Source organism: Dinoroseobacter sp. S124A (genome assembly GCF_049801015.1).
In the GTDB taxonomy this organism is placed as follows: Bacteria; Pseudomonadota; Alphaproteobacteria; order Rhodobacterales; family Rhodobacteraceae; genus Dinoroseobacter.
Window position 1 is genome coordinate 264,495 of record NZ_JBNAGD010000004.1, and the last position, 25,402, is coordinate 289,896.

The 25,402-nt window shown below is 65.8% G+C and carries 22 protein-coding genes and 1 tRNA gene; 13 read left to right on the plus strand and 10 right to left on the minus strand.

Annotation, left to right across the window (positions count from 1 at the left end):
• Positions 1-30 precede the first annotated feature (30 nt).
• A complete protein-coding gene (locus ACP15I_RS11655) occupies positions 31-615 on the plus strand; it encodes a hypothetical protein (protein ID WP_424975212.1) in 585 nt (194 codons plus the stop codon).
• Positions 616-708: 93 nt separating this feature from the next.
• Here ACP15I_RS11655 and ACP15I_RS11660 read toward each other — a convergent pair whose 3' ends face one another.
• On the minus strand, positions 709-2,397 hold the full coding sequence (locus tag ACP15I_RS11660; RefSeq protein WP_424975213.1) for an aconitase X: 1,689 nt from the start codon (positions 2,395-2,397) through the stop codon (positions 709-711).
• Between the two features lie 191 nt (positions 2,398-2,588).
• On the opposite strand from ACP15I_RS11660, the gene ACP15I_RS11665 reads away from it, so the two are divergent.
• Positions 2,589-3,629 carry a trans-3-hydroxy-L-proline dehydratase gene (locus tag ACP15I_RS11665; protein ID WP_424975214.1) on the plus strand — a complete coding sequence of 347 codons (1,041 nt, stop codon included), beginning with the start codon at positions 2,589-2,591 and terminating at the stop codon, positions 3,627-3,629.
• A gap of 12 nt (positions 3,630-3,641) precedes the next feature.
• Here the strand turns inward: ACP15I_RS11665 and putA are convergent, their stop codons facing one another.
• Positions 3,642-7,127, minus strand: a complete 3,486-nt coding sequence (putA, locus tag ACP15I_RS11670) for a bifunctional proline dehydrogenase/L-glutamate gamma-semialdehyde dehydrogenase PutA (RefSeq protein ID WP_424975215.1) — start codon at positions 7,125-7,127, stop codon at positions 3,642-3,644.
• A gap of 120 nt (positions 7,128-7,247) precedes the next feature.
• On the opposite strand from putA, the gene ACP15I_RS11675 reads away from it, so the two are divergent.
• The 8 genes from ACP15I_RS11675 (at position 7,248) to ACP15I_RS11710 (ending at position 15,086) form a co-directional block, all read left to right on the plus strand.
• A complete protein-coding gene (locus tag ACP15I_RS11675; protein WP_424975425.1) occupies positions 7,248-7,715 on the plus strand; it encodes an Lrp/AsnC ligand binding domain-containing protein in 468 nt (155 codons plus the stop codon).
• A gap of 170 nt (positions 7,716-7,885) precedes the next feature.
• Positions 7,886-8,602 carry a GntR family transcriptional regulator gene (locus ACP15I_RS11680; RefSeq protein ID WP_424975216.1) on the plus strand — a complete coding sequence of 239 codons (717 nt, stop codon included), beginning with the start codon at positions 7,886-7,888 and terminating at the stop codon, positions 8,600-8,602.
• On the plus strand, positions 8,599-9,759 hold the full coding sequence (locus ACP15I_RS11685; protein ID WP_424975217.1) for a mandelate racemase/muconate lactonizing enzyme family protein: 1,161 nt from the start codon (positions 8,599-8,601) through the stop codon (positions 9,757-9,759). The genes ACP15I_RS11680 and ACP15I_RS11685 overlap by 4 nt, the downstream gene beginning before the upstream one ends.
• 24 nt (positions 9,760-9,783) lie before the next feature.
• Positions 9,784-10,821, plus strand: coding sequence for a transporter substrate-binding domain-containing protein (locus ACP15I_RS11690; protein ID WP_424975218.1), 1,038 nt, complete (start codon positions 9,784-9,786; stop codon positions 10,819-10,821).
• Between the two features lie 48 nt (positions 10,822-10,869).
• Positions 10,870-12,021 carry an amino acid ABC transporter permease gene (locus ACP15I_RS11695; protein ID WP_424975219.1) on the plus strand — a complete coding sequence of 384 codons (1,152 nt, stop codon included), beginning with the start codon at positions 10,870-10,872 and terminating at the stop codon, positions 12,019-12,021.
• Positions 12,021-13,109 (plus strand): amino acid ABC transporter permease, encoded by a 1,089-nt coding sequence (locus tag ACP15I_RS11700; protein ID WP_424975220.1) that lies wholly within the window; start codon positions 12,021-12,023, stop codon positions 13,107-13,109. Before ACP15I_RS11695 ends, ACP15I_RS11700 begins: the two co-directional genes overlap by 1 nt.
• 52 nt (positions 13,110-13,161) lie before the next feature.
• Positions 13,162-14,088, plus strand: coding sequence for an aminotransferase class IV (locus tag ACP15I_RS11705; RefSeq protein WP_424975221.1), 927 nt, complete (start codon positions 13,162-13,164; stop codon positions 14,086-14,088).
• Between the two features lie 29 nt (positions 14,089-14,117).
• Positions 14,118-15,086, plus strand: a complete 969-nt coding sequence (locus ACP15I_RS11710; protein ID WP_424975426.1) for an Ldh family oxidoreductase — start codon at positions 14,118-14,120, stop codon at positions 15,084-15,086.
• Positions 15,087-15,247: 161 nt separating this feature from the next.
• Here the strand turns inward: ACP15I_RS11710 and ACP15I_RS11715 are convergent.
• The 5 genes from ACP15I_RS11715 to ACP15I_RS11735 form a co-directional block, all read right to left on the minus strand.
• Positions 15,248-15,322, minus strand: a tRNA-Glu gene (locus ACP15I_RS11715).
• Between the two features lie 88 nt (positions 15,323-15,410).
• On the minus strand, positions 15,411-17,165 hold the full coding sequence (gene recJ, locus ACP15I_RS11720) for a single-stranded-DNA-specific exonuclease RecJ (protein WP_424975222.1): 1,755 nt from the start codon (positions 17,163-17,165) through the stop codon (positions 15,411-15,413).
• Position 17,166: 1 nt separating this feature from the next.
• Positions 17,167-18,138 carry a class II fructose-bisphosphatase gene (gene glpX / locus ACP15I_RS11725; RefSeq protein ID WP_424965876.1) on the minus strand — a complete coding sequence of 324 codons (972 nt, stop codon included), beginning with the start codon at positions 18,136-18,138 and terminating at the stop codon, positions 17,167-17,169.
• A gap of 124 nt (positions 18,139-18,262) precedes the next feature.
• On the minus strand, positions 18,263-19,549 hold the full coding sequence (locus ACP15I_RS11730; RefSeq protein WP_424975223.1) for a homoserine dehydrogenase: 1,287 nt from the start codon (positions 19,547-19,549) through the stop codon (positions 18,263-18,265).
• 84 nt (positions 19,550-19,633) lie between these two features.
• A complete protein-coding gene (locus ACP15I_RS11735; protein WP_424975224.1) occupies positions 19,634-19,870 on the minus strand; it encodes a hypothetical protein in 237 nt (78 codons plus the stop codon).
• A gap of 84 nt (positions 19,871-19,954) precedes the next feature.
• Here ACP15I_RS11735 and ACP15I_RS11740 point away from each other — a divergent pair, with 84 nt between their 5' ends.
• On the plus strand, positions 19,955-20,581 hold the full coding sequence (locus ACP15I_RS11740; RefSeq protein WP_424975225.1) for a TetR/AcrR family transcriptional regulator: 627 nt from the start codon (positions 19,955-19,957) through the stop codon (positions 20,579-20,581).
• A complete protein-coding gene (locus ACP15I_RS11745; RefSeq protein ID WP_424975226.1) occupies positions 20,578-21,081 on the plus strand; it encodes a hypothetical protein in 504 nt (167 codons plus the stop codon). Before ACP15I_RS11740 ends, ACP15I_RS11745 begins: the two co-directional genes overlap by 4 nt.
• Here ACP15I_RS11745 and ACP15I_RS11750 read toward each other — a convergent pair.
• Genes ACP15I_RS11750 through ACP15I_RS11760 form a run of 3 tightly spaced genes read right to left on the minus strand, consistent with a single transcriptional unit; the run spans position 21,078 to position 23,837 of the window.
• Entirely contained in the window at positions 21,078-21,638 is a 561-nt protein-coding gene (locus ACP15I_RS11750; RefSeq protein ID WP_424975227.1) for a TadE/TadG family type IV pilus assembly protein, read from the minus strand. The two genes, ACP15I_RS11745 and ACP15I_RS11750, sit on opposite strands and share 4 nt — an antisense overlap.
• A gap of 10 nt (positions 21,639-21,648) precedes the next feature.
• Positions 21,649-22,173, minus strand: coding sequence for a TadE/TadG family type IV pilus assembly protein (locus ACP15I_RS11755; protein WP_424965882.1), 525 nt, complete (start codon positions 22,171-22,173; stop codon positions 21,649-21,651).
• Positions 22,170-23,837: a pilus assembly protein TadG-related protein gene (locus ACP15I_RS11760; protein ID WP_424975228.1), complete on the minus strand. Its 1,668-nt coding sequence runs from the start codon at positions 23,835-23,837 to the stop codon at positions 22,170-22,172. The genes ACP15I_RS11755 and ACP15I_RS11760 overlap by 4 nt, the downstream gene beginning before the upstream one ends.
• 301 nt (positions 23,838-24,138) lie before the next feature.
• On the opposite strand from ACP15I_RS11760, the gene ACP15I_RS11765 reads away from it, so the two are divergent.
• Positions 24,139-25,389, plus strand: coding sequence for a sarcosine oxidase subunit beta family protein (locus ACP15I_RS11765; RefSeq protein WP_424975229.1), 1,251 nt, complete (start codon positions 24,139-24,141; stop codon positions 25,387-25,389).
• Positions 25,390-25,402: the final 13 nt, after the last annotated feature.

Consider the following 25,402-nt stretch of genomic DNA (forward strand, 5'->3'; position numbering starts at 1 on the left):
AAGACGCGCAGGGCTGCGCAGGAGTGTATCATGATTAAGCAAGTGTTCGCAGCGACGGTCCTCGCCCTTGGACTGTCAAGCATGGGCGCCAAGGCGGTCACGCTCGATCTGGGCAATTTCGAGCTCGGGTCAGAAATCGTCAGCGCCACAGGGGCGGCGGATATCATCGCGGGCGGGATGATCCCGGCCTCTTTCCTTGGGATCGGGGCCTCGTTTGGCCCGTTCGAGGTCGTCACTGTCACCGGGTTCGACCCGTTCGATGCCGGTGATTTCTCTGTGACCTACGCAGTGCCTTCCACGACCAGCAGTCTGTCCGGCATCGCCACGGACTTGGTCACCACGGATACGACCATCGAGATCCTGTTCGATGTGGCGGCGGGCAATATCGCCATCCCGTCGGGCAAATTCGTTGTCGTGATCGAGGATATCGATCCGGTCAACGATTACGGCGCCGACCCGTTCGGCTTCATTGGTGCGGCAACCCTGGGACCTGACCCTGTTCTGAGCTCCTTCACACTCACGGCGCTTGTGCCGATCCCGTTGCCGGGCGCTTTGCCGCTTCTGGCATTGGGACTGGGATCCCTGGCGGTGGCGCGGCGACGCAAGACCGGCTGATCCCGCTCCGGGGCGCAGATCCCGGGCGGCATGACCTCACCAATCACGGCGGCGCAGGTACTCTGCGCCGCTTTGTGGTTCCGGCGGACTGGATCAGCGCTGCCAGAGGGGATGATCCGAGGGCACATGCCCATTCTGCGCCGCATGGGCGCAGTCAGAGAGGCTGCCGAAGCGCACGCGACGCCCGCTCAGCCCCGGCGCGTAATGGGCGTATTTCCCGGAATTGGTCATCAGCACGGTGGTGTCCGGCGGAAAGACCGGTTCCACGATCGAGCACCAGCAGAGATCCGCGTGAAACCGCACGCCCGTGGCCTCCAGCGCGGCGACCAACCCCTCGGCCATGGCGCTCTGATACACGTCGCGACCCAGAGTGATGATCACCGAGACCCCGGCCCGCACCGCCCCGCCGGACATCAGCGCGGCGAAGGCGCGGGTTTCCTCCAGCGAGAAATGCGGGCTGCCAAGCGCGATCAGGTTCACGTCGGCGGGTCCGCCATTGAGTTGCGCCCAGGCGTCGCTCAGATCCGCCTCGGTGATCCGCAGGTGCTGCGCATCCTCCAACGGGGGCAGGGTGCTTTCGGGCGTGACCCCCGCTATATGAAGCATTGGCGCCGCCGAGGTCGTCCCGAAGGCTGCGCAAATCGCGCGCAGGTCGTCGCGGCTGGGCGCAGCCTCGGCCAGCCCGGTCAGCAGGGGGATCCCCTCGGGCGACATCCGGCCCGCGAGCCAGCCGATCAGGGGCCAGATCCCATCATCGTAGCGCGCGGGCAGATCCACCTCGAGGATCACGTTGGGCCGCCGTCCCTCGGTCAGGTAGACGCCGGTTTCCGGCGCTCGCCCGGTCATCGCGATGAACAGGTCAAGGTAGTCGGGATGCTTGGCCGTGCGCGCACCAAGCACCGTGTTGGCAAAGATCACTGCGTTGGATTCCGACCAGCCGATATCCTCGCCACGGCGCGGGACATCCTCCAGCAGATAGGGCGCGCAGGTGAAGGTCGGGCGCGCGCCCATCTCGACATAGGCATCCGCCAGCGCGCTGGCCGCCGCCCCGAACGCCGGCGGGAGGGAGGGCTCGGGGCATGCCGCGCGATCCACCGAGACCGCGTTGATCGTCGTGGGGATCGCCACCCGCGCGCCCATCTCGGCCATGGCCCGGGCAAAGGTCAGGTTCGCGGGATGGGCATAGATGCAGCCATCAATATGTCCGCGCATCACATTCCGCAGACCCGTCGCCCCCTGGGCCGTGGCAATCGTGGCGATCACATCCATGGCGAGAGCCACGGGCGCGCCCTTTGCCCCGTCCAGCATGGCCCGATCCGCCTCGGACAGGGCGAGATCGGTGGCCGAGGCGCGGTGCAGGGGCAGATCAAGCCCCGGCGCGACGAGCCGCCCGCCCGCGATCCGGGCCGAGGGCTGTGCGGCCAGCTGGTCATAGGCCGCAGGGGGCAGGCGCAGGATCCCGATCGTCTTGTGAAACATCCGGTGCGCGATCAGCGCGCCCAGGGTCAGGATCTCTTCCGCCTCGCGAAAGACCAGCGCGGCGGGCGCATGGCCGTTCAGGGCAAGCTCCAGCAGGACACCGCTGCCCGAACAGGACCCCCGGCTCGTGGGCATCAGGACAATCCTGTCGGCCAGCGATTGTCCGTGGAGGGGGTGATGGGCGTCGATCACCTCGCCGGTTTCGGGATCGACCCCGCCCCAGAAGCTCAAGCCCTCCGCCAAGACGAGGATGTCTCCGGCCAGATCAGCGGGCAGGATCATGCGGGCAGGGGGGGCGGTCATGGCGGTCCTCGGGGCTCGGATGGACCGACCCCGCGGGGGCAGTCCTCGGGGCGCAGCTTGGGCCAGCGATGTGGGGCGCAGCAAGGCGAGATCTGCCCTTGCGGGGTTTTTCGACGCCACGGAGCGCGCGCGCCCCTCGCCAAATGCCTCCGCAGCGCGGATAACGGGCATGTCCGTCAAGGGAGACGCCCATGCGCAGCCGCAAAACCATCCATGTCGTGTCCTGCCATGCGGAGGGCGAGGTCGGCGATGTGATCGTCGGCGGTGTCGCGCCGCCGCCGGGCGACACGCTCTGGGCGCAACGCAGCTGGATCGCGCAGGACCAGAGCCTGCGCAATTTCGTGCTGAACGAGCCGCGCGGCGGGGTATTCCGCCATGTGAACCTGCTGGTGCCGCCAAAGCACCCCGAGGCGCAGATGGGCTGGATCATCATGGAGCCGGAGGACACGCCCCCCATGTCCGGTTCGAACTCGATCTGCGTGTCGACGGTGCTGTTGGACAGTGGAATCCTGCCCATGACCGAGCCCGAGACCCATATGGTGCTCGAGGCGCCGGGCGGGCTGGTGCGCGTGCGCGCCGAATGCGCAGACGGCAAGGCGCAGCGGATCCATGTGCGCAACCTGCCCTCCTTTGCCGCCGAGCAGGGGGTGACACTGGACGTGCCGGGGTTTGGCCCGCTCACGGTGGACACCGCCTATGGCGGCGATAGCTTCGTGATTGTCGACGGGGCCGCGCTCGGTCTCAGCTTTCAGCCGGACGAGGCGCGCAAGCTGGCGGAGTTCGGGGTGCAGATCACCAATGCGGCCAATGAGCAGCTGCGTTTTGTCCATCCGGAGAACCCGGATTGGGCGCATTTCTCCTTTTGCCTGTTTGCCGGACCGCTGAGCGAGGTCGCCGGGCGGTTGACCGCGCCCTCGGCGGTGGCGATCCAGCCGGGCAAGATCGACCGCTCCCCCACGGGCACTGCGGTTTCGGCGCGCATGGCCCTGCTCCATGCGCAGGGGCGGATGGCGGTGGGCGACCGGTTCGAGGCGCGCTCGCTGATCGGTTCGACCTTCACGGGCCGGATCGTCGAGGAGACCATGGTCGGGGCGAGCCAAGCGATCATCCCCGAAATCTCGGGCCGGGCCTGGATCACCGGCACCCATCAGCACATGCTGGACCCGGACGATCCCTGGCCCGGTGGCTATCGCCTGTCGGACACATGGCCCGGGGCAGGCGGGGGCGGCTAGCCCCCGCAGCCCCTATTGCGCGGCCAGAAGGGAGGCATTGCCTCCCGCCGCCGTGGTGTCGATGCAAAGATGCCGCTCATGGGTGCAAAGCTCCGCCATCGCATCCGTCGCGATCAGGGGCAGGATCGCCCCCTGGCGCGCCGCAAGCGCCTTGCGGGCCTCGGTCAGGAGCGTCCGATCGGCCCAGAGCGCCACAGCCGCAAACCCCCGGAGCGTTTCCAGCGCGGCGGGTGGCAGGACCCCGGACAGGGTGTCCGGACCCTCCGCGCCCAGTGCGATGCCGAGGACCGGGCATCCCATGCGCCGGGCGATCTCCATCTGTGCGGTCATGTCCGCGAGGCTGGGACCAAGGCAGAGGATCGTGCCCCGTGGAACCAGCGACCAGCGGTTCGACTCCCCGGTGGGCCCGGGCATGTCCCGCGTCTCCAGCGGCGCATGGGTGACACGGGCCCGGGCGTCGAGCGCTGCCTGCACGACCAGCGGGTCCACCGCATCGCCCGGTATGAGGCGGTGATCCGGCAGGGCCAGACGCTTGAACCGCTGCACATATTTCGGACCGCCCGCCTTCGGGCCCGTCCCCGAGAGCCCCTCGCCGCCAAAGGGTTGCGAGCCGACCACCGCGCCGATCTGGTTGCGGTTCACGTAGAGGTTCCCGACTTTCAGGCGGCTGGTGATATGCTCCACCCGGTCATCGATCCGCGTGTGCAACCCAAAGGTCAGGCCATAGCCGCTGCCATTGATCGCTTTGAGGATGCTGTCGATCTCGTCCGCCTCGAAGGTGCAGACATGCAGGACCGGGCCGAACACCTCGCGCTCCAGATCGGCAATCCCATCGACCCGGATCACTGCGGGCCCGATAAAGAGCCCGTCCTGCGGCACGTCGAGCTGTTTGAGCAGGCGCCCTGCCTTGCGCGCGGTCTCCACATGGGTGGCGATGCCCTGCCGCGCGGCCCTGGTGATGACGGGCCCCAGATCCGAGGACAGGTTCCAGGGGTGGGAGACCTCCAGCTCGTCCATGGCCCCGTAAAGCATCTCGAGGAAGCCTTCGGCGATGTCCTTTTGCAAATAGAGAATCCGCAGGGCCGAGCAGCGTTGCCCGCAGGACCGAAAGGCGGAATCCACGATATCACGGATCGCCTGCTCGGGCAGGGCGGTGGAATCCACGATCATCGCGTTCAACCCGCCGGTCTCGGCGATGAGGGTCGCGTCGGGTTCGAGGGTCGCAGCCGCCGCGCGATTGATGGTCTGGGCCACGCCCGTGGACCCCGTGAAGCAGATCCCATGGACCCGGGGATCCGTGGTCAGCTTGGCTCCGACCACGGGCCCTGCGCCGGGCACCAGCTGCAAGGCGGTGTCGGGCACCCCGGCGGCGCGCATCAGGCGCACGCCGATGGCGGCGGTGATCGGGGTCGGATCGGCGGGCTTGGCCAGCACGCCATTGCCCGCCGCAAGTGCGGCCGCGATCTGGCCCGAGAAAATCGCCAGCGGGAAGTTCCAGGGCGAGATACAGGTGATGATCCCGCGTGGCGCCTGCGCACCGTTGCGGATGGCCTCAGCCCCGTAGTAGCGCAGGAAATCCACGGCCTCGCGGATCTCGGCAATGGCATCCAACCCGGTCTTGCCCGCCTCGCGACACAGGGCGGCAAAAATCTCGCCCGCGTGTTCTTCGTAAAGGTCTGCGGCGCGTTTCAGGATCCGGCACCTCTCTGCCGGGGGCGTGTCCTGCCAGGGCCTTGCGGCGGCGAGGGCCTGCTCGGCGGTCTCCAACGTGGCCAGCGCCACGGTGCCAAGGCGGTCCGCCTGATCGTTGGGGCTAACCACGGGTGTCGCCTCCAGCGTCGGGGCGGTTCCGGCGATCATCGGGCCCACATGCCACTCATGGGTTTTGAACTGGTCGCGCGCGGCATGGAAGGCGGCCACGTCATCGGTATTGCGCAGATCCCAACCGAGGGAATTGGGACGCTCGGGCTGGTAGAGATCCGCAGGCATGGTCACGAGGCCCGGGTCCGACGGGTCCGCGTCGAGCGATGCGAAAGGGTCCTGTGCGATCTCGGCGGGATCGACATCCTCATCCACGATCTGGTTCACGAAGGACGAGTTCGCCCCGTTCTCGAGCAGCCGCCGCACCAGATAGGCGAGCAGGTCGCTATGGGCCCCCACGGGCGCGTAGATCCGGCAGCGCGTGTCGTGGCGATCCAGCACGATCTTGTGCAGGGTCTCGCCCATCCCGTGCAGCCGCTGGAATTCATAGGCCTCGCGCGGCGCGCCCATCTCCAGAATGGCGCAGACCGTATGGGCGTTATGGGTGGCGAATTGCGGATAGATCCGGTCCGCATGGTCCAGCAGCTTGCGCGCGCAGCAGATATACGAGACATCCGTCGCCGGTTTGCGGGTATAGACCGGGAAATCGGCCACCCCATCCACTTGTGCCTGCTTGATCTCGGTGTCCCAATAGGCACCCTTCACCAGCCGCACCATGATCTTGCGATCCAGTTCGGTGGCCAGTGCCGCGAGCCAGTCGATCACCGCCGGGGCGCGCTTGCCATAGGCCTGCACCACCACGCCGAACCCGTCCCAGCCCGAAAGGCGGTCATCGCGCAGCACGGCCTCGATCACGTCGAGCGAGATGTCGAGTCGGTCGGACTCTTCGGCGTCGATATTGAGGCCCATCTGCGCCGCCTTGGCCATGAGCGCCAGCTCGGTCACCCGCGGCACCAGCTCGGCCATGACCCGCGCGCTCTGGCTCAATTCGTAACGCGGGTGCAGCGCCGAAAGCTTGATCGAGATGCCGGGATTGCGCCGTGTATCCGCCTGGGCGGCATGGGCCCCGAGCTGCGTGATCGCATCCGCATAGGCGTCGTAATAGACCTTGGCATCCCGTGCCGTCAGCGCGGCCTCGCCCAGCATGTCATAGGAATAGGTGAAGCCCTTCTTCTCCATGCCCTTGCCGCGGGTGATGGCCTCCTGCGTGGTCTGGCCCAGCACGAATTGATGCCCCATTTCCTTCATGGCGCGCTTGACGGCGGTGCGGATGACCGGCTCGCCGAGGCGCTTGACCGCGCTGCGCAGGGTGTCGGCCAGCCCGTGGGCGCCGGGCTCCTGCAGGACCTTGCCTGTCAGCATCAGCGCCCAGGTCGAGGCATTGACCAGCGACGAGCTCGACTGTCCCAGATGCGCGCCCCATGCCGAGGGCGCGATCTTGTCCTCGATCAGCTCGTCAATCGTAGCGGCATCTGGCACCCGCAACAGCGCCTCGGCAAGGCACATCAGGGCGACGCCCTCATCGCTCGACAGGCCGTATTCGGCGAGGAACACCTCCATCAGGCCCGGCGTTCCACTGGCGCGGATGTCCCGGATCAAGCCCTCGGCCGCGGCGCAGGCGGCCGCGCGCGTCGGGGCATCGGGGCCATGGGCTGCGGCCAGTGCCGCAAGGGTGGTCGTTTCCTCGGCCCTGTGCAGGTGCCGGATCCGGGTTCTGAGGTCTGACAGCTGGCTCATTCTCACGCTCCTTGGTGCCTGCCACAGAGGGTATCATTGACCGCGAAGTCGATTTCACTTAGTTTTCGGAATTCCAGGGTGGTCCGGCTTATTTTGGGCCTCAATTGGGAAGAAGTGGCTATCAGAACCGACCCAAATAGTGAACTTGACCGCATCGATCGTCGGATCATCGACGAACTGTCGGTGGATGGTCGCATGACCATCACGCAACTGGCGCAGCGGCTGGGGCTGTCCAAGACCCCTTGCACCGTGCGCCTGAACCGTCTGATCCGGGATGGTTACATCCTTGGATTTCGGGCGGTGACCAATCCGGTAAAGCTGGACCGCAGCCATGTCGCCTTTGTCGAGGTTAAGCTCAGCGACACCAAGGAGGCCGCACTGCGCGCCTTCAACGAGGCGGTCCGGGCGCTGCCGGAGGTCGAGCAATGCCATATGATCGCCGGGCCGTTCGATTATCTGCTGAAGGTCCGCTCGAAGGATATTCTGGAGTATCGCCGAGTGCTGGGGGAGCGGATCTCGACCCTGCCTTACGTGTCGAACTCCTCGACCTATGTGGCGATGGAATCGGTGAAGGAAACCGGCGCTTAGGATACGGTTTGCCCACAGAACGTGCGCCAAGCCCGGTGCGGCGCCCGATGCGCGATTCAGAAATGCGCATTCGAACAGCAGGTTGCGCGAAGTTCGGGAGGCGCCGTCGTTCCCCTTGATTTGTCGACAGGCTGTATGCAACGCTCGGGCAACTCGCATGAGGACCGTGAATGGAGCGCACGAAGTATCGACGAGGATCCGCCGGGACGGAGATCTGCGACCGTCTGCGCACGGAGATCCTGACGCTCCAGCTGGAGCCCGGGAGCCCGCTGGACGAGACGGCCCTCTCCGAGCGGTTCGGGGTGTCCCGCTCGCCGATCCGCGAAGCGCTGAACCGCTTGCTGGTCGAGCGGCTGGTGCAGACCCTGCCGAACCGCTCCACCGTGGTAGCACCAATCGACCTGCGCAATTTCCCGCAATTCATCCAGGCCTTCGACGTGCAGCAGCGCTTTGCCACGCGGCTCGCGGCCCAGCACCGGACCGAGGATGATCTTACCCGTCTGAGGGCCCTTGCAACGGCCTATAACGAGCACGCGATTGCCGGGGGCGGGCTTGCGATCATCCATGCCAATTACGAGTTCCACGCGGCGGTGGGCGCGGCCAGCCGGAACAAGGTGGTCCAACGGCAATATGGCGAGCTGCTTTCGGAAACCCGGCGACTTCTGCATATTCACATCGACTATCTCGACACGAAGCGGGATCGCTCGCTGCTGCGGGATCAGCATTTCGACATCGTGGATGCGATCGAGGCACAGGATGTGCTGCTCGCCGACAAGCTGGCCCATGCTCATACGATGCAGTTCCACGACCGCTTTCTCAAGGCGCTGCAGCACCAGCCCGAAGAGCGGCTGATGGCACTCGACCTCTGGCCCGAGGAGAGGCCATGACCCGGATCGCGCGCGTGGAACTCTATGCCCATTGCAACGCGCTGGGCGGCAAGGTCTGGAACCCGGCGATCCGCTGGTCCGACAAATTCGCGATCTTCGTGGTCGTGCGCGACACGGCGGGGCAAGTTGGCATCGGGGAATGCTGGTGCTTTGACGCGGCGCCGGATGCCCTGGTGGCATTCTTGCGTACCGAGGTCGTGCCGCAGTTTCTGGGCGCGCCGCTCGCAGCCATGGAAGAGATCGCGCGCGCCATGCTCGACAAGGCGACGCTGACCGCCCGGCACGGGATCCTGAGCTCGGCCCTGTCGGGGCTGGATCTGGCGATCTGGGATCTGCGGGCGCGCCATGCGGGACGTCCCCTGTGGCAGCTGCTCAACCCTGCGGGCACGGGCCGCGCGCCGGTCTATGGCAGCGGCGGGCTCTACGGGGTCGATAAAACTCCGGCGGATCTGCGGGACGAGGTGGCGGGCATGGTCGCGGCGGGCCACAGCATCGCCAAGATGAAGGTCGGGGCCCTGAGCCCGGACGAGGATCGCCTCCGCGTCGAAGCCTCGCTGACGGCCTTGCCCCCGGGGCGCAGCCTGATCATCGACGGGGTCTACAGCTATACTGCGGCGGAGGCCCGCGCCTTCTACGCATGTCTGCCGCAGGACCGGATCCTGGCCTTTCAATCGCCCGTGCCCGCCTCGGACCTTGCGGGGATGCGCGCCCTGACCGCGGCGGGCGTGCCGGTCATGGCGGTGGAGGCCGAATACCGCCCCGAGCTGCAGGCGCAGCTTGTGGACGAGGGGTGTGTGCGCTTCCTGCAGGTCGCGCCTATCGCTGTGGGGGGCGTGTCGCGGATCCGGGCCTTGTGCGATCTGGTGGCGGGGACGCCTGTGGATCTGTCGCTCGAGGTGTCCTCGACGGCCCATGCCTTTGTCGCGGCGGCGCATATGGCGGCGGCCTATCCGCAGATCGCCCATGTGGAATACCACTTTGTCCACCATGTCTTCTTCGATCACCTGAGCGCCCAACCGGTCGGAGGGGCTTTTGCCCTGCCGATGCGGCCCGGCATCGGGATGGCGCCGCCGCTCGATCAGCTCACCCATCACGCGACCCTGACCCATGAGGGCGCTGCCCCCGTACCAGACCTTCAGCCATCGATTGAAGCTTAACCTGTCCAACTTCAGGAGGACCAAATGATTGGAAACCTATTCACACGCCTGACCGCGACCGCTGTGGCGTTCGGCATGGCCACGGCGGCCCAGGCCGCCGATCCCGGCCCGACCGTCACCGCGATCAAGGAGCGCGGGACGCTGCTCTGCACCGGCCATAACGGCAGCTATCTGGGCTTTGCCGAAGTCGACGACCAGGGCGAATGGACCGGCTTCGATATCGAGTTCTGCAAGGCGCTGGCCACCACCATCCTCGGCTCGCCCGACGCGCTGCAGATCATCCCGGTGAGCTGGGCCCAGCGGTTCCCGGCGCTGCAATCAGGCGATATCGACGTCATCATCAAGGTGACCGGCTGGACCCAGAGCCGCGATACCGAGCTTGGCCTGCAATACGGGCGGACCTATTTCATCGGGCCGACCAATGTGCTGGTGCGGTCGGATCTGGGCGCCGAGAGCACGGCGGATCTCGAAGGCGGTGTGTTCTGCATCAATGCGGGCACCTCGATCGAGCGGATCGTGGCCGATTACATGGGCGCACGCGGGATCTCCTACGAGGCGCTGAACTTCGAGAAGGGCGAAGAGCTCCGCGCGGCTCTCTATGCTGGGCGTTGTGACGCGCTGGCGGGCTTCGGGCCGTTCCTTGCGGCGACGCGGTTCAACGCACCCAATGCCGAGGATTTCACCATTCTCGATGAGGTGCTCGCACTTGAGCCCGAGGGCATTGCCGCCCGCGAAGGCGATGACGGCTTCATCGACATCATCAACTGGATGGTCTCGGCCCTGCTCATGGCCGAGCAGAACGGCATCACCATGGCCAATGTGGACGAGATCCGCGCCAATCCGCCCTCGGCCTCCATCGAGCGGCTTCTGGGTGTCAGCCCGGGTGTGGGCGAGCGCCTCGGCCTGTCTGATGACTGGGCCTATAACATGATCAAGGCCGTCGGGAATTACGGCGAGATCTATGACCGCACGGTGGGCGAGAACAGCCCCTACAAACTGCCGCGCGGCAAGAACCACCTGTGGACCAATGGCGGCATGCTCTACCCGCTGGTCCTCGACTAAGGGAGACGGGTGCGGGCGGCCTCGGGTCGCCTGCATCCACCATGCACCATGGCTCAAACCGCCCCGAAACGCATCAATGTCAAGCACTGGCTGATCCAGGGCACCTTTCTGGTGGCCGTGATCGGGGTGGTGGTCAGCTTCACGGTGATTGCCCGTGACAACCTGCTCTCACAGGGCATCGCCACGGGTTTCGGCTTTCTGGAGCGGAGCACGGGCTGGCCCATCAATTTCGCCCTGATCGAGGTCTCGGACCGGTCGAGCTATGCGCGCATGCTGAGCGCGGGCCTGCTCAACACCCTGGTGGTCGGGCTGCTGGGGCTGTTTTTCGCCACCCTGTTCGGGGTGGTTCTGGCCCTCGCGCGGATCTCGAGCAACGCGGTGCTGAACCTGATCGGCACGGTCTATGTCGAGGTGTTCCGGAACGTCCCGCTGATCCTGCAGGCGTTTTTCTGGTACGCGGTCATGACCCATCTGCCGCGCCCGCGCGAGGCGATCTCGCTGGGCGGGTTTGGGTATATCTCGAACCGCGGCATCATGCTGCCGGGTCTGGATTTCGGGCTCTGGGATCTGGTGCTGCTGGTGGCGGGGCTGGGGCTTCTGTGGGTCGGGCTGCGGTGGCTGGTCCAGCAGGGACGGCTGCGTCCGACCCTGTTCTGGCCGAGCCTTGTGGGGATCGGCGCGCTCCTCTTTCTCGTGCTGCTCCTGACCGGGCGGACGCCTGACGCGGCCCTCGTCTCGATCCCGGAACTCAAGGGCCTGCGCTTTGTCGGCGGCTTTGCCATCAAACCCGAATTTTCAGCCCTGCTGATCGCGATCACGGTTTTCGGGGCCGCTTATGTGGGCGAGATCTTTCGCGGCGGCTTCCTGTCCGTGGATGTGGGCAAGACCGAGGCCGCCATGGCGCTGGGCCTTTCCCCGTGGCAGGTCAACCGGCTGATACGGATCCCGCTGGCGATCCGCGCGGTGCTGCCGGCGCTGTCGAACCAGTATATCTGGCTGATGAAGGCGACGACGATCGGGATCGCCATCGGCTTCCCGGATTACTTCATGATCGTGTCGACCTCGATCAACCAGAGCGGCCAGACCATGGAGCTTCTGGGCCTTCTGATGGCGGGCTTTCTGCTGATCAACCTGTCCATCGGGACGGTGATGAACATCATCAACAAGCGTTTGGCGATCAAGGGACGGGAGGCTGAGTGATGGCGATGATGACCGACACCCCCATGGCCCCGCCCGTGCGGCTTGGCCTGCTGAGCTGGATCCGCAAACGCCTGTTCGCGACTTGGTTCGACGGGATCGTGACGCTGCTCTTCGGCATCGGCGTGGCCTGGGGGCTGTGGCAGGTGCTGGAATGGGCGCTGGTCGACACGGTGCTCGAGGCCGAATCCGGCGCCGCCTGCCGCGAGGTGAGCGGGGCCTGCTGGGCGGTGATCAACGCGCGCGGTCGGCTTATCCTGTTCGGGCTCTACCCCTATGAAGCACACTGGCGCTCGGCGCTGGCCTGTCTTGCCATCATCATCGTGGCGGTCTGTTCCTGCATCCCCTGGTTCTGGCGGATGAGCCGTCTGGCGGTCCTCTGGGTGTTGGGGTTCGGCACCTTCCTTGCGCTGATGTATGGCGGGTTCCTCGGGCTCGAGGTGGTCACGACCGAAAAATGGGGCGGGCTGTCCCTGACGGTGCTGCTCTTTGCCTCGGCGCTTGTCTTCGGGATGCCCCTGGCGATCTGCCTTGCGCTTCTGCGGCGGTCGAAACTGCCGGTGATCCGCAAGGTGGTCGGGCTGTTCATCGACACCATTCGGTCGCTGCCCCTGCTGACCCTGCTCTTTGCGGCGGCGGTGGTGGTGCCCTTCGTGGTGCCGGACTGGGCCCAGGGCGACAAGCTCGTGCGGGTGATCATCGCCTTCACCATCTTCTTTTCCGCCTATCAGGCCGAGATCATCCGCGCCGGCCTGCAGGCCATCCCCGAAGGCCAGGAGGAGGCGGGTGCCGCCCTCGGCCTGCACTATTTCGGTGTGGTCTTCCTGATCCTGCTGCCGCAGGCCTTCCGCAATGCGTTGCCGGCGACGATCAACCAGGTGGTGATCACCTTCAAGGAAACCTCCATCGTGACGATCATCGGCTTTTTCGAGATCATGGCCTCGGCCAACGCGGCCATCGGGCGCGGCGACTGGAGCGGCCAGTTCATCGAGGTCTACGTCTTTGTCGGCGCGATCTACTTCGCCTTTGCCTTTGGCCTGTCGCGCTACGGTGCCTATCTCGAACACCGCGCGAAACGCGCCGATCGATGACACCGATTCCGTACCCCATGCGAAACCCTATGACTGAGAAAGATCCGCGCCGATGAGCCAGGACACGCACACCACCCACAGCGCCGAAGACGATATCCGCAATCGCGACATCAAGATCTATGTGAACGGCGCGCTCCTGCATCGGGATGAGGCCAAGGTCTCGGTCTATGATGCGGGCTTCATGCTGGGCGACGGGATGTGGGAGGGGATGCGCCTCTATAATGGGAAATGGGCGTTCTTCGACGAGCATATGGACCGGTTCTTCAACTCCTGCAAAGCGGTCTCGCTGGATGTGGGGATGGACGCGGACGGGATCCTCGAGGCGCTGACCATGACCGCCGAGGCGAACGGGATGACCGATAATGCCCATTGCCGGATGATGCTGACCCGGGGGATCAAGGACAAACCGTTCCAGCACCCCTCGCTCAGCCGCTCGGGCCCGACCCTCGTGATCATCATGGAGCATTCGCGCCCGGTCGAGGCCCTGCAAAGCCGGGGGATCCGTCTGGCCACCGTGCCCCAGGCGCGCGGGCTGCCCATGACCCAGGACGCCAAGTATAACAGCCATTCCAAGCTGAACTGCGTGATCGCCTGCCTGCAGGCCGAGCAGGCCGGGGCGGATGAGGGGCTGATGCTGGACCCCCATGGCTTCGTGAACACCACCAATGCCTGCAACTTCTTCATCGTGCGCCGGGGCGAGGTTTGGACCTCGACCGGGGATTACTGTATGAACGGCGTGACCCGTCAGAAGGTCATCGACCTCTGCCGGGCCGATGGCATCCCGGTCTTCGAGAAGAACTATTCGCTCTACGAGGCTTACGGCGCCGAGGAGGCCTTCCTGACCGGCACCTTCGGTGCGCAGACCCCGGTGAGTGAGATCGACGGCAAGCCCATCGGCAGCGGGGAACGCCCGATGACCGCGCGGATCCGGGCGCTCTACAAGGCGGCCATTCAGGAAAATGTAGGAGCAGTCCCATAGAGCCCACCACCGACCTGTCCCTCGACGAGATCCACGCGCTCGTCCTCGCCGTCTTGCAGGCCCATGGCGCTGACGAGGCCAATGCCGGGGCGGTGGCCGAGACCGTCACCCGGGCCGAGCGCGACCGGGCACTGTCCCACGGGCTGTTCCGGGTGCCCGGTTACGTCAAGGCACTGCAAAGTGGCAAGGTGAAGGGCGATGCCCGCCCCGTGCTGAACGCGGCGACCCCGGCGGTCATGCGCTGCGATGCGGGCAACGCCTTTGCCCCCATGGCGCACAAGACCTGCCTGCCGCCGCTGATCGAGGCCGCGCAGACCTTTGGTCTTGCCGGTGTTTCGATCCAGCGCTGCCATCATTTCGCAGCCCTCTGGCCCGAGATCGAAACCCTCGCCCAGGCCGGGCTCGTGGGCATCACCTGCGTGTCCTACCTGCCCTGGGTGGCGCCCCATGGCGGGCAGGTGCCGATCTTTGGGACCAACCCGTTCGGCTTTGCCTGGCCGCGCCCGGGGCGCGATCCCATCGTGATCGACATGGCCACGGCGGCCATGGCCATGGGCGAGGTGCAGATCGCCGCCCGTGAAGGGCAGGCGGTGCCCCTCGGTACAGGCCTCTCCCCCAGTGGGGAGCTGACAACCGATGCGGCGGAGATCGCGAAGGGGGTGCTCTTGCCCTTTGGCGGGCACAAGGGCTCGGCGCTCGCGCTGATGATCGAGCTTCTGGCCGGTCCCATGGTGGGGGAGGCTTTCTCCTTTGAAGCGCAGGCGCGCGACAATGGCGATGGCGGCCCGGCGCAGGGCGGGCAGTTCATCCTCGCCATGTCGCCGGCGGTGTTTTCCGACGCGGATTGGGCCGCGCAGACCGAGCGCTTTGTCGCGGTCTATGACGGCATCGAAGGCGCGCGCCTGCCCGGGGCCAAGCGCCATGCCGCGCGGCGCGATCCCGGCGTGCGGGCGGTGAACACGCCGCTCCTGACGGAGATTCGCGGCCTGTTGTCCTGAAACCGCGCGCAGTGAAGGGGTGCGCAGGACGGGGCAGGGCCGGAGCGGGCGCGCGAGTCACCTGCCTCATGGCGGCGAACGGCGCTGCGCTTCGCGCGCTCTGTCATCGTCTTGTCTGTGTGGGAAAGCGCGTTCAGGATCAACGCGATACGATCGGAAAATGGCAGCCCGTAGGGGAATCGAACCCCTCTTTCCAGGTTGAAAACCTGGCGTCCTAACCGATAGACGAACGGGCCACTCAGATCGTGGAGAGGTTACTAGGCAAAGCCTGCCACGCGCGCAAGCGGAAAATGCACGAATTTGCGTGGCAAATTTTGCCGCGCTTCAGGTGGCCTCGGCCGCGTCCTCGATCCGCAGTTGCGGCGTCTGGCGACCACCCCATGTGTTGATCTCCACCCGGCCTGCGAGATGCATCGGCGGCGCGTTCGTAGCGGACAGAACCGGGCCGAGCGGACCGTCAAATGCGCCAAAGGCGATGGCGTTCATCCGCGTGCCGCAGGGGCCTGCAAAGGTCACGCGCAGATGGCTTTCCCCCACCCGTTTGGCAAAGCTGATCCGGACATTCGGGAAGGCAAAGCGCGGGGCAGGGGCGGCAGCGCCGAAGGGACCGGCGGCCTCGATCTGGGTGATGAGCTCGGGCGTGATCGCCGCCGGGGCGAGCAGACCGTCGAGCTTCAGCGAGCTCGGCCCCAGCTCATCTGCGCCCTGCTGCGCGAGCAGCTCCGTCAGGCGCGCCATGGCCGGGTCGAGCTGCGCACGGCTCAGGGACAGGCCCGCCGCCATCTTGTGTCCGCCCCCTTTCGCGATCAGCCCTTCCTGGGACAGACGCTGGATCGCGGCGCCAAGATCGATTCCCGGGACCGACCGGCCCGACCCCTTGCCGTCATCGCCATCGAATCCGATGACGATGGCCGGGCGCTGGGCGGTTTCCTTCAGGCGCGAGGCAACAATGCCCACCACGCCGGGATGCCACCCGTCGCCAGCAGCCCAGGCCAGCGGCTTGTCGAGACCGCGCGCCTCAGCCTGGTCGAGCGCCTGGGCGCGGACGCTGGCCTCGATCTCGCGCCGCTCGGTGTTGAGCGCATCGAGGCGTTCGGCCAGGGCGGCTGCCTCGTGCGGATCATCCGTGGACAAGAGCCGCGCACCGAGATCCGCCGCGCCAATCCGGCCCCCGGCATTCACGCGCGGACCCAGCACGAAGCCCAGATGGTAGGCCGAAGGCGCCGTGTCGAGCCGCGCCACATCCGCCAGCGCCGTCAGGCCCGGACGCGCGCGCCGCCCCATCACCGACAGCCCCTGCCGCACGAAGGCGCGGTTCACCCCGGTCAGCGGCGCGACATCGGCCACCGTAGCCAGCGCCACCAGATCCAGCAGGCCCATCAGGTCGGGCGTCTGCTGTCCGGCGGCACGCAATTGCCGGTTGGCCTCGACCAGGGCGAGAAACACCACTGCCGCCGCACAAAGATGGGCAAGCGCGCCATCCTCGTCCTGCCGGTTCGGGTTCACCACCGCGAGGGCGGCTGGCAGCTCTTCGGCGCCCAGATGGTGGTCGAGCACGATGACATCGGCCCCCTCGACCGCGGCAATGGGCTCGAAGGACAATGTCCCGCAATCGACGCAGAGGATGAGGTCATGCGCCGCCGCGAGTTTGGTCATGGCGGGCGTGTTCGGGCCATAGCCCTCGTCGATCCGGTCGGGAATATAGAGCGTCGCATGTCGCCCGAGGGCACGCAGCCATGACAGCAGCAATGCTGCGGACGACCCCCCGTCCACATCGTAATCCGCAAAGATCGCGATGCGCTCGTTCTGCGTGACGGCGGCGTTCAGCCGGGCTGCGGCGGCCTCCATATCCCGGAGGGCGCGCGGATCAGGCAGGAGATCCCGAAGGGTGGGCGCGAGAAAGGCCTCGACCTCCTCCGGGGAGACGCCGCGCCGGGCCAGAACGCGACAGAGCGCGTCCGGCAGCCCGGTCATCTGCACCAGATGTTCGGAGGCGCGATCCTGATCCGCGGACAGACCTGTCCACCGCCGACCCGTGATCGACGTCTGGACCCCCAGAAACGCAGGGGGCGTGGTCATGTCAGGCGGCGGATGTGGGGTTCCGATAGATCATGCGCCGCACGGAGCCGGTCTTGGACCGCATCAGGATCGTCTCGGTGGTCAGGTAGCCGACCTCCCGCTTGATGCCCGACACGACCGATCCATCGGTCACGCCCGTGGCGGCAAAGATCACATCGGCGGTCACCAGCTCGTCACGGGTATAGATCCGGTCGAGATCCTCGATCCCGGCCTTGCGGGCGCGGCCGATCTCGTCGTCATTCCGGAAGAGCAGTTTGCCATACATCTGCCCGCCCATGCATTTCAGGGCTGCCGCGGCCAGAACGCCCTCAGGTGCGCCGCCGGAGCCCATATACATGTCGATCCCGGTGATCGCGGCCTCGGCGCAGTGGATAACCCCGGCCACATCCCCATCGGTGATCAGGCGGATCGCGGCGCCGGTCTTGCGGATCTCTGCAATGGTCTCTTCGTGGCGCGGACGTTCCAGAACGCAGACGGTCACGTCCTCGGCGGACCCGCCTTTGGCCTTGGCGAGGGCATGGACCCGCTCGGACGGGCTCATGTCGAGGGTCACGGTGTCTGTCGGATAGCCCGGCCCGATCGCCAGCTTGTCCATGTAGACGTCCGGCGCATGCAGCATCGAGCCCCGCGGACCCATGGCAATCACCGTCAGGGCATTCGGCATGTCCTTGGCGGTCAGGGTCGTCCCCTCCAGCGGGTCCAGCGCGATATCCACCGCGGGGCCGGTCCCGGTGCCCACCTCTTCGCCGATATAGAGCATCGGGGCTTCGTCCCGCTCGCCTTCGCCGATCACCACCACGCCGTTGATGTCGAGCATGTTCAGCTGGTCGCGCATGGCGTTCACGGCGGCCTGATCCGCCGCCTTCTCGTCACCGCGCCCGATCAGGCTGGCGGAGGCGAGAGCAGCCTGCTCGGCGACACGGGCCAGGCCCAGGGAAAGCAAACGGTCGTTAAAATCGGCAGGGGCGGTCATGGAGTGTCCTTGTCAGCAGAAAAAGTCGCTGGCGTATGGATACCGATGCTGCACTGCAAAGAAAACCCTGCGCCTGAGAGAGCTGGGCGGAATGGCGCTTTCGTCACAGCGGCAAATGGGCCGGTCAGTCGGCCTCGATGCGCAGGGCGACCGGGTCTCCGAGGACCACGCCGGTCTTGGGCAGGGCTTCGAGGGCGGCGTCGATGGCGTTACGCGCGGCCTTGTGCGTCACGATCAGCACCGGGGCCGAGGCATCCTCGTGGCCGTATTGACGCATCCGGTCGATGGAGACGCCGGCATCGCCGAGCACGCTGGCGACCTTGGCGAGGGCCCCGGGTTTGTCCTCCAGCTCGAGCCGCAGGTAATAGGGCGCCGCCACGGCGGATTGCGCGCGGATCGGGGTGACCAGCGCGGTGGCCGGTTGCCCGAAGGTCGAAATCCGGTCGCCGCGCGCGATATCCATGACGTCCGACAGAACCGCCGAGGCGGTCGGGCCTTCGCCAGCCCCTGCGCCGCGCAGCACGATCTGGCCGACCTCGTCGCCCTCGATGACCACCATATTCGTGCCGCCCTCAAGCTGACCAAGGGGCGATGTCGCCGGAACGAGGCAGGGGCGCATGCGTTGCTCGAGCCCGCGACCGCTGCGCTGGGCGACACCCAGCAGCTTGATCCGGAACCCCATATCGGCCGCATGGCGGATATCGTCGAGGGTCACGCGGTCGATCCCCTCCAGCTCGACGCCCTCGAAATCCACCTTGGTGCCAAAGGCGATGGATGCCAGCAGGGCCAGCTTGTGGCCCGCATCGATCCCGCCCACATCGAGCGACGGATCGGCTTCCAGATAGCCAAGCTTGCCCGCTTCTTCGAAGAGGATGTTGTAGCCCAGGCCCTCGGCCTCCATCCGCGTGAGGATGTAGTTGCAGGTGCCATTCATCACGCCCATGACGCGCAGGATCTCGTTGCCGGCGAGCCCCTCGGTCAGGCCTTTGACCACCGGAATCCCCCCGGCCACGGCGGCCTCGAAGCGGATCACATGGCCTGCGGCTTCGGCCATCTCGGCCAGCGCCTGCCCATGGATCGCGAGCATCGCCTTGTTCGCGGTGACCACATCCTTGCCCGCTTGCAAAGCGGCTTCGGTTGCGGCCTTGGCCGCTCCGGCCTCGCCGCCCATCAGCTCGACAAAGACATCCACGTCATCGCGGGTGGCCAGCGCCACCGGATCGTCTTCCCAGGCATAACCGCTCAGATCGACGCCGCGATCCTTGTCGCGGCTGCGTGCGGAGACGGCGGTGACCACGACCGGGCGGCCTGCGCGGGCGCTCAGCAACTCGGCCTTGCCGGCTACGATTTTGACGACACCGGCACCAACCGTGCCGAGCCCGGCGATGCCTAGGCGAAGGGGGGACGTCATGGGGCTGCCTCCGAGGGTGAGCGATGAGCAAACAGAACTTGCGTTCTCGTAATCAATCAGATCGCCGCATGCAACGCGGTAGCTCTATTGCGCCGCCGCGGCGCGACGCTGCAGGGCCGCGCCCCGGTTCAGAAGACGCTCGGTCTCCTCGCTGGGTTCGGCATCCTCCGCGGTCGGCAGGTCAAGCTGTGCGCGCGGCAGCAATTCCGGCGCAGGCTCCGTGCGTCCGGCCTCGGTCACCGCCGCGTCGAGAAATGTCAGGTCCGTGCAACCCGCAAGCAGCAGGGTCATGGCCGCGATGGAAAGGAGGGGTCGACGCATGGTGGCAGCTTATGTCGGCGCAGCGGGGCGCTAAAGTGAAAAAAGCCGCTGTCAATTGAACGATCGTTCACCTAGGCTCGGCCCATGGCGCGGAAAACCGGATCCCATTCTGACATCACCGGACCCAAGGTCCGGGCGGCGGCGCAGCAGCTGATCGCGCGCGATGGGTTCGCGGCGGTCTCCATGCGCCAGATTGCCCGCGAGGTCGGGGTGCAGGCCGGGGCGCTCTATCTCTATACGCCGGACAAGCAGACACTGCTGTTCGATCTGATGCGGGTGCATATGGAGGAGTTGATGGAGGCCGTGGCCGCGCTCGACCTGAGCGGGCCGCCGCAGGACGCGCTGGAGACCTTTGCGCGCTTTCACATCACATTTCACCTGGACCGGGCCGAGGCGGTGTTCATCTCGTATATGGAATTGCGCAACCTGACGCCCGAGAACTTCGCCCATATCGCGGACTTGCGCCTGCAATACGAGACGCTGCTGGAGACCATCCTGAAACGCGGCAAGGCCGCCGGACGCTTCACGGTGCCGGACACGAAACTCGCGACCATGGCGCTCATCGCCATGCTGACCGGGTTGACCACGTGGTACCGGGATGACGGGCGGCTGGACCGTGCCGAGATCGAGCGGATCTATCTCACCATGGTCCGTCAGATGGTCAGTGACGGGGCGACGGAGCGGGTCGAGCCCCTCGCGGTGCCTCTATGAGCGATCCTGAGGAGTTCGAGCTGCCGGAGCGGCCCGTGCTGCACCTGACGCCCGCGCCCTTCAAGCGCGGTGTGTCGGCGGCGATGCTGTTTCTGCTGGCGTTCCTGCTGGGCTACGTGCTGCTTTTGCATCCGCCCGCGTCCTTCGGGTGGATGGCGTTCCTGGGTGTCATGACCGCCGGGGCGGGCTGGCTCGGGATCTCCATGGCTCAGGCGCGCCCTCAGGGGCTGGAGTTGCGGTCGGATGGGCTCTACCGCGCCGATGGCGAGGTGATCTGCCTGCTCTCCGAAATTGTCTCGGTGAACCGGGGGGCCTTTGCATTTAAGCCATCAAACGGGTTCCTGCTGCGTCTGGCCGAGCCGCGGGACCGGGCCTGGATGCCGGGGCTCTACTGGCGGCTGGGGCGGTTTGTCGGGGTCGGCGGTGTCACCCACAAAGCCCAGGGCGACATGATCGCCGAGACCATTGCCCTGACCCTGTCGAGCCAGGGCAAAGACTAGCTCTGGGGCGGGTAGACGACCCGCGGCGCGAAGCGCGGCGAGGTCACCATGTAATTGTGAAACTCGAGCCCCTGGGACACGCCGACGGAAAACAGCGTGTTGTAGGTCGACCAGCTTTCCACCAGCAAGACATGCTCCCCATCCACAAGAACGGGCAGACGATCGCTCATGCCCGCCAGATCCGCGGTTGTCAGCCTGTCCCGCTCGCCGGTCGCATAGGACCAGTCGACTTCATAGCGGGACTGCGCGGCGACCCATTTCAGCGAGGTATAGCGCAGCTCGGCGTCGCTGCCGAACTTGATCAGGTACTCATAGAGCCCCTGCAGGCCGTTGAGGAAACTGTCATCGATCTCGACCATCTGCCGCGACAGGATATCGCCCACAGTGTAGGTCGCCTTGATCGAGGCGTTGTACTGGCGGAACCCGTCGAAGATCGCGAAGCTCGCCACGTACCACCAGCAGAGCCAGCACATGGCAAAGAGGAACTCGGTGATGACAAGACCGTCTTCATCGCGGGCAAAGCGCCTGGCAAGGGGGCGGATCCGGAAGGCTTTCATGCCACGCTCCTCAAGGCTCTGCCACAAAGGCCGAGGCCGTGGTCATCTGGTAGCCGCCGCTCTCGTCTTTCGACAGGGCAAGCCCCAGACCGGTGAGGGGGAACCAGGGATCCACGATGGTGCAGAGGCGCACCAGCACGAGCTTGTTGGCCTGGGCTTGCGTGTAGGTGACCACGGGCAGGGTGTCGTTGATCCGGTCCGCACAGGCCGCGCGGGTCGCGGGCCAGGTCCAGACCGGCGGATTGATCTCGCTCATCTCGACCACGATGGTGGAGCGGCAATCGGAGATCAGCAGGGTTTCCTGACAGATCATGTCCTTCACATCGCTCTCGCTGAGCGGGGTGTCGGCATTCAGCCGCAGCTCGCGGATCGTCAGGTCCAGTGCGCGCTCCATCATGGTGTATTTCGCCGTCAGCATGGCGGCCTCGAAGGTCGACATGAATACGGCGATGATCAGCGGAAACACGATCACGAACTCGATCGTGGCCGTGCCCCGCTCGTCATGTCGTAGAAATTTCCGCAGGGCGTGGATCACAGGGACAACCTCAGCTGCTGGATCGTGTTCGCGATGGAGCTGAAGGCCTGCGAGATCTCGACCCCCTTCACGTCGAAGTAATGCCCGGACGAGGAGGCGCAGTACTTCATCAGGGTCTGACCGCGGGCCGGGGCTTCGAAGCCGATGGTGAAGATCACCACGTCCTTGGCCTTGAGCTTGTCGCAGAGCGCCTCGGTGTAGTCGTCGGCAGTGCCATCGCCGGTATATCGCGTCACCGCGTTGCGATAGGTGCTGCGCGTGCTGGACTGGCTGTCATTCTCGACCCGGAAGAAATACTCCGAAATGTAGCGTACGCTGAAGGTCCCGAAGAGCTCTGCATGGCTGAGCTGTCGGGCATCCGGGCGTTCGATCGCCGGATCCCAGTCACCATCGCCGTATTTGGCGTCGTTGCCGTTCGTGTCACTTTCCGGTGTGCGGCCCACATCCCACCAGGGTTGTTTGTTCTGGTTCGCGCGGTTCTGGAAATAGACGAAGAACTCGTCACTCGGCTCGTGCCACCAGACCGGCGACATGGTCCCCTTGAAACTGTCCTTCAGATCGTATTGCGAGGTGTTTTCCCCGTCGGTCATGAGCACCACGACCTTGATCGTCTCGGTATCCTCATAGGCCACGGGCCGACCGGCGAGCGCGCCGTCCAGATGCCCTTCGGTGATCAGGTCGGTGACAACACTCTGGGTGCCGGGGTCAAGGAGTGCGGCCGCCCATTTCATGCCCAGATCCGTCGCCGTGTTGCCGCTGGCCCCGAGGGAGGCAACCTTGGCGGTCAGGTCCGTGAGATTCGTGGACAGGGGCAGGATCGCGCCGTAATCGCCGACCTGACACCAGGGGCGCTTGATCTTGCGATCGCCATTCTGGGTGTAGAGGTTGCTGTTATTGCGGTCGAAATGGGCCAGCCGATCCAGGGGATCGGTGGTGCTGAGCGAGATCGACTGGAAATCGCTGGGGGCAAAGCGCACGCAATTGCTGACCTCCTGCTGGGTCGAGACATTGTATTTCGCGATCAGGTAATCGGGCAGGCTGACCACCGCGTGATAGGGGATGATCGAGACCGAGGTCAGGCCGGTGCCGTCGGCGGTGATGTTGTCATTCGCGGCCATCATCGTGCGCACGAACTTGTCCGCCGCCGTGCGCAGGTTCTGGATCTTGTTGTTGCTGCCCATGGAGCCTGAGATGTCCACGACCAGAGAGACCTCGATATTCTGGATCCGCTCCTCCGCCTTGCTGCGGGCAAAGGCGTTCAGGGTGTCGATGCCGGACATGTTCATGAACCAGGTCGGGATTTCCGCACTCACGCGGGCCTCGACCTCCTTGTAGTTCAGGCCCTTGGAGACCTGCACCCCTTCGAGATAGTCGGCCATTCCGGCTTTGGCGAAGTAATCCTCGACCACGGCGACGGCGTCGGTTGTCTGGTCGAGATCCGCCGCCGCGAGAACCGCGCGATCGGAGGTGGCCTGCAGCCGCGTGCGCACCGCTTCATAGCGCATGACGTCGATGGTCAGGCCTGCGATCATCATCATCAGGATGAAGATATAGAGGGAAAACCCGGTCAGAACCCCGGCCTCGTCGCGCCAGAACGCCACCACTGCGCGCAAGGGGGTTGCGCGTGCCCTTGGGTCGTGGCCTTCGTTTTTGCCCGTACTCATCACACACCTACTTTCACACGTTCCACGGAACGCAAATCCGCCCCGCCAGTCTCTGCGATATTGCGGCAGAAATCGGGCAAAGCTGGTCAGGAACCGGGACATGCCTGTCAAATGCAGGGGGTTTCCGGGCTCCGGGATCTGCGCGCTCTTATGCCGTGCATTCAATGAAGGGCGCGTTAAACGCCCCGGGCCGGGCGTCGCAACCAGACCGGAAAGCGGTGAAATCAGGGGCGTGCAAGGTGTTGCGGCTTTGCTAAGCTGCAGGCAAAGGCCTGGACGCGAGGTCGAACACGGGAGAGCCATGCGCTATTCGGCTTTTGAACTTCTCAAACAGGGCTTGCGCGGCAATCGCGGCTGGCCGGCCCTGTGGCGCAGCCCGGAGCCGCAAGCGGCATATGACGCGATCATCATCGGGGGCGGCGGTCACGGGCTCTCGACGGCGTATTACCTGGCGCGCAACCACGGCATGACGCGGATCGCGGTGCTGGAAAAAGGCTATCTCGGCGGCGGCAATGTGGGCCGGAACACGACGATCGTGCGGGCGAACTACCTGTTACCGGGGAATTCCGAGTTCTATTCCCATTCCCTGAAGCTCTGGGAGGGGATGGAGGCGGATCTCAACTTCAACGCGATGCATTCCCAGCGCGGGATTATCAACCTGTTCCACTCCGACGGCCAGCGCGATGCGGCGGTGCGCCGGGGCAACGCCATGATCACCCAGGGCGACGACGCGGTGCTGCTGGACCGGGACGCGCTGCGTCGGATGGTGCCCTATCTCGACTATGACCAGACGCGGTTCCCGATCTATGGCGGGCTCTGGCACAAGCGGGGCGGGACCGCGCGCCATGATGCGGTGGCCTGGGGCTATGCCCGGGCGGCGGACCGGCTGGGCGTGGATCTGATCCAGAATTGCGAGGTCACCGGCTTTCGGATCGAGGGCGGCGCGGTCAAGGGGGTTGAGACCACGCGCGGGCCCATCGCCGCGCCCAAGGTCGCGATGGTTGTGGCAGGGCGTTCCAGCCAGGTGGCCGAGATGGCCGGGTTTCGCCTGCCAATCGAGAGCCATGTGCTCCAGGCTTTCGTGACCGAGGGGCTCAAGCCCTGCATCGATCAGGTCATCACCTATGGGATGGGGCATTTCTATATCAGCCAGTCCGACAAGGGCGGGCTGGTCTTTGGCGGCGATCTGGATTTCTACGCCTCCTATGCCCAGCGGGGCAATCTGCCCATGGCAGAGCATGTGGCCGAGGCGGGCATGACCCTGATGCCGATGATCGGCAAAGCCAAGATGCTCCGCTCCTGGGGCGGGATCATGGACATGACCCCGGATGGCTCACCTATCATCGATCACAGCCCGGTCGCCGGGCTCTATGTCAATGCGGGCTGGTGCTATGGCGGGTTCAAGGCGGTGCCGGCCTCGGGCTGGTGTCTTGCCCATCTGATGGCCACCGACCAGCCCCATGAAGTGGCCCGTCGCTTCCGGCTGGACCGGTTCCGGACGGGCCATCTGATCGACGAAGAGGCAACGGGCAGCCAGCACAACCTGCACTAGCACCGCCCCCAAA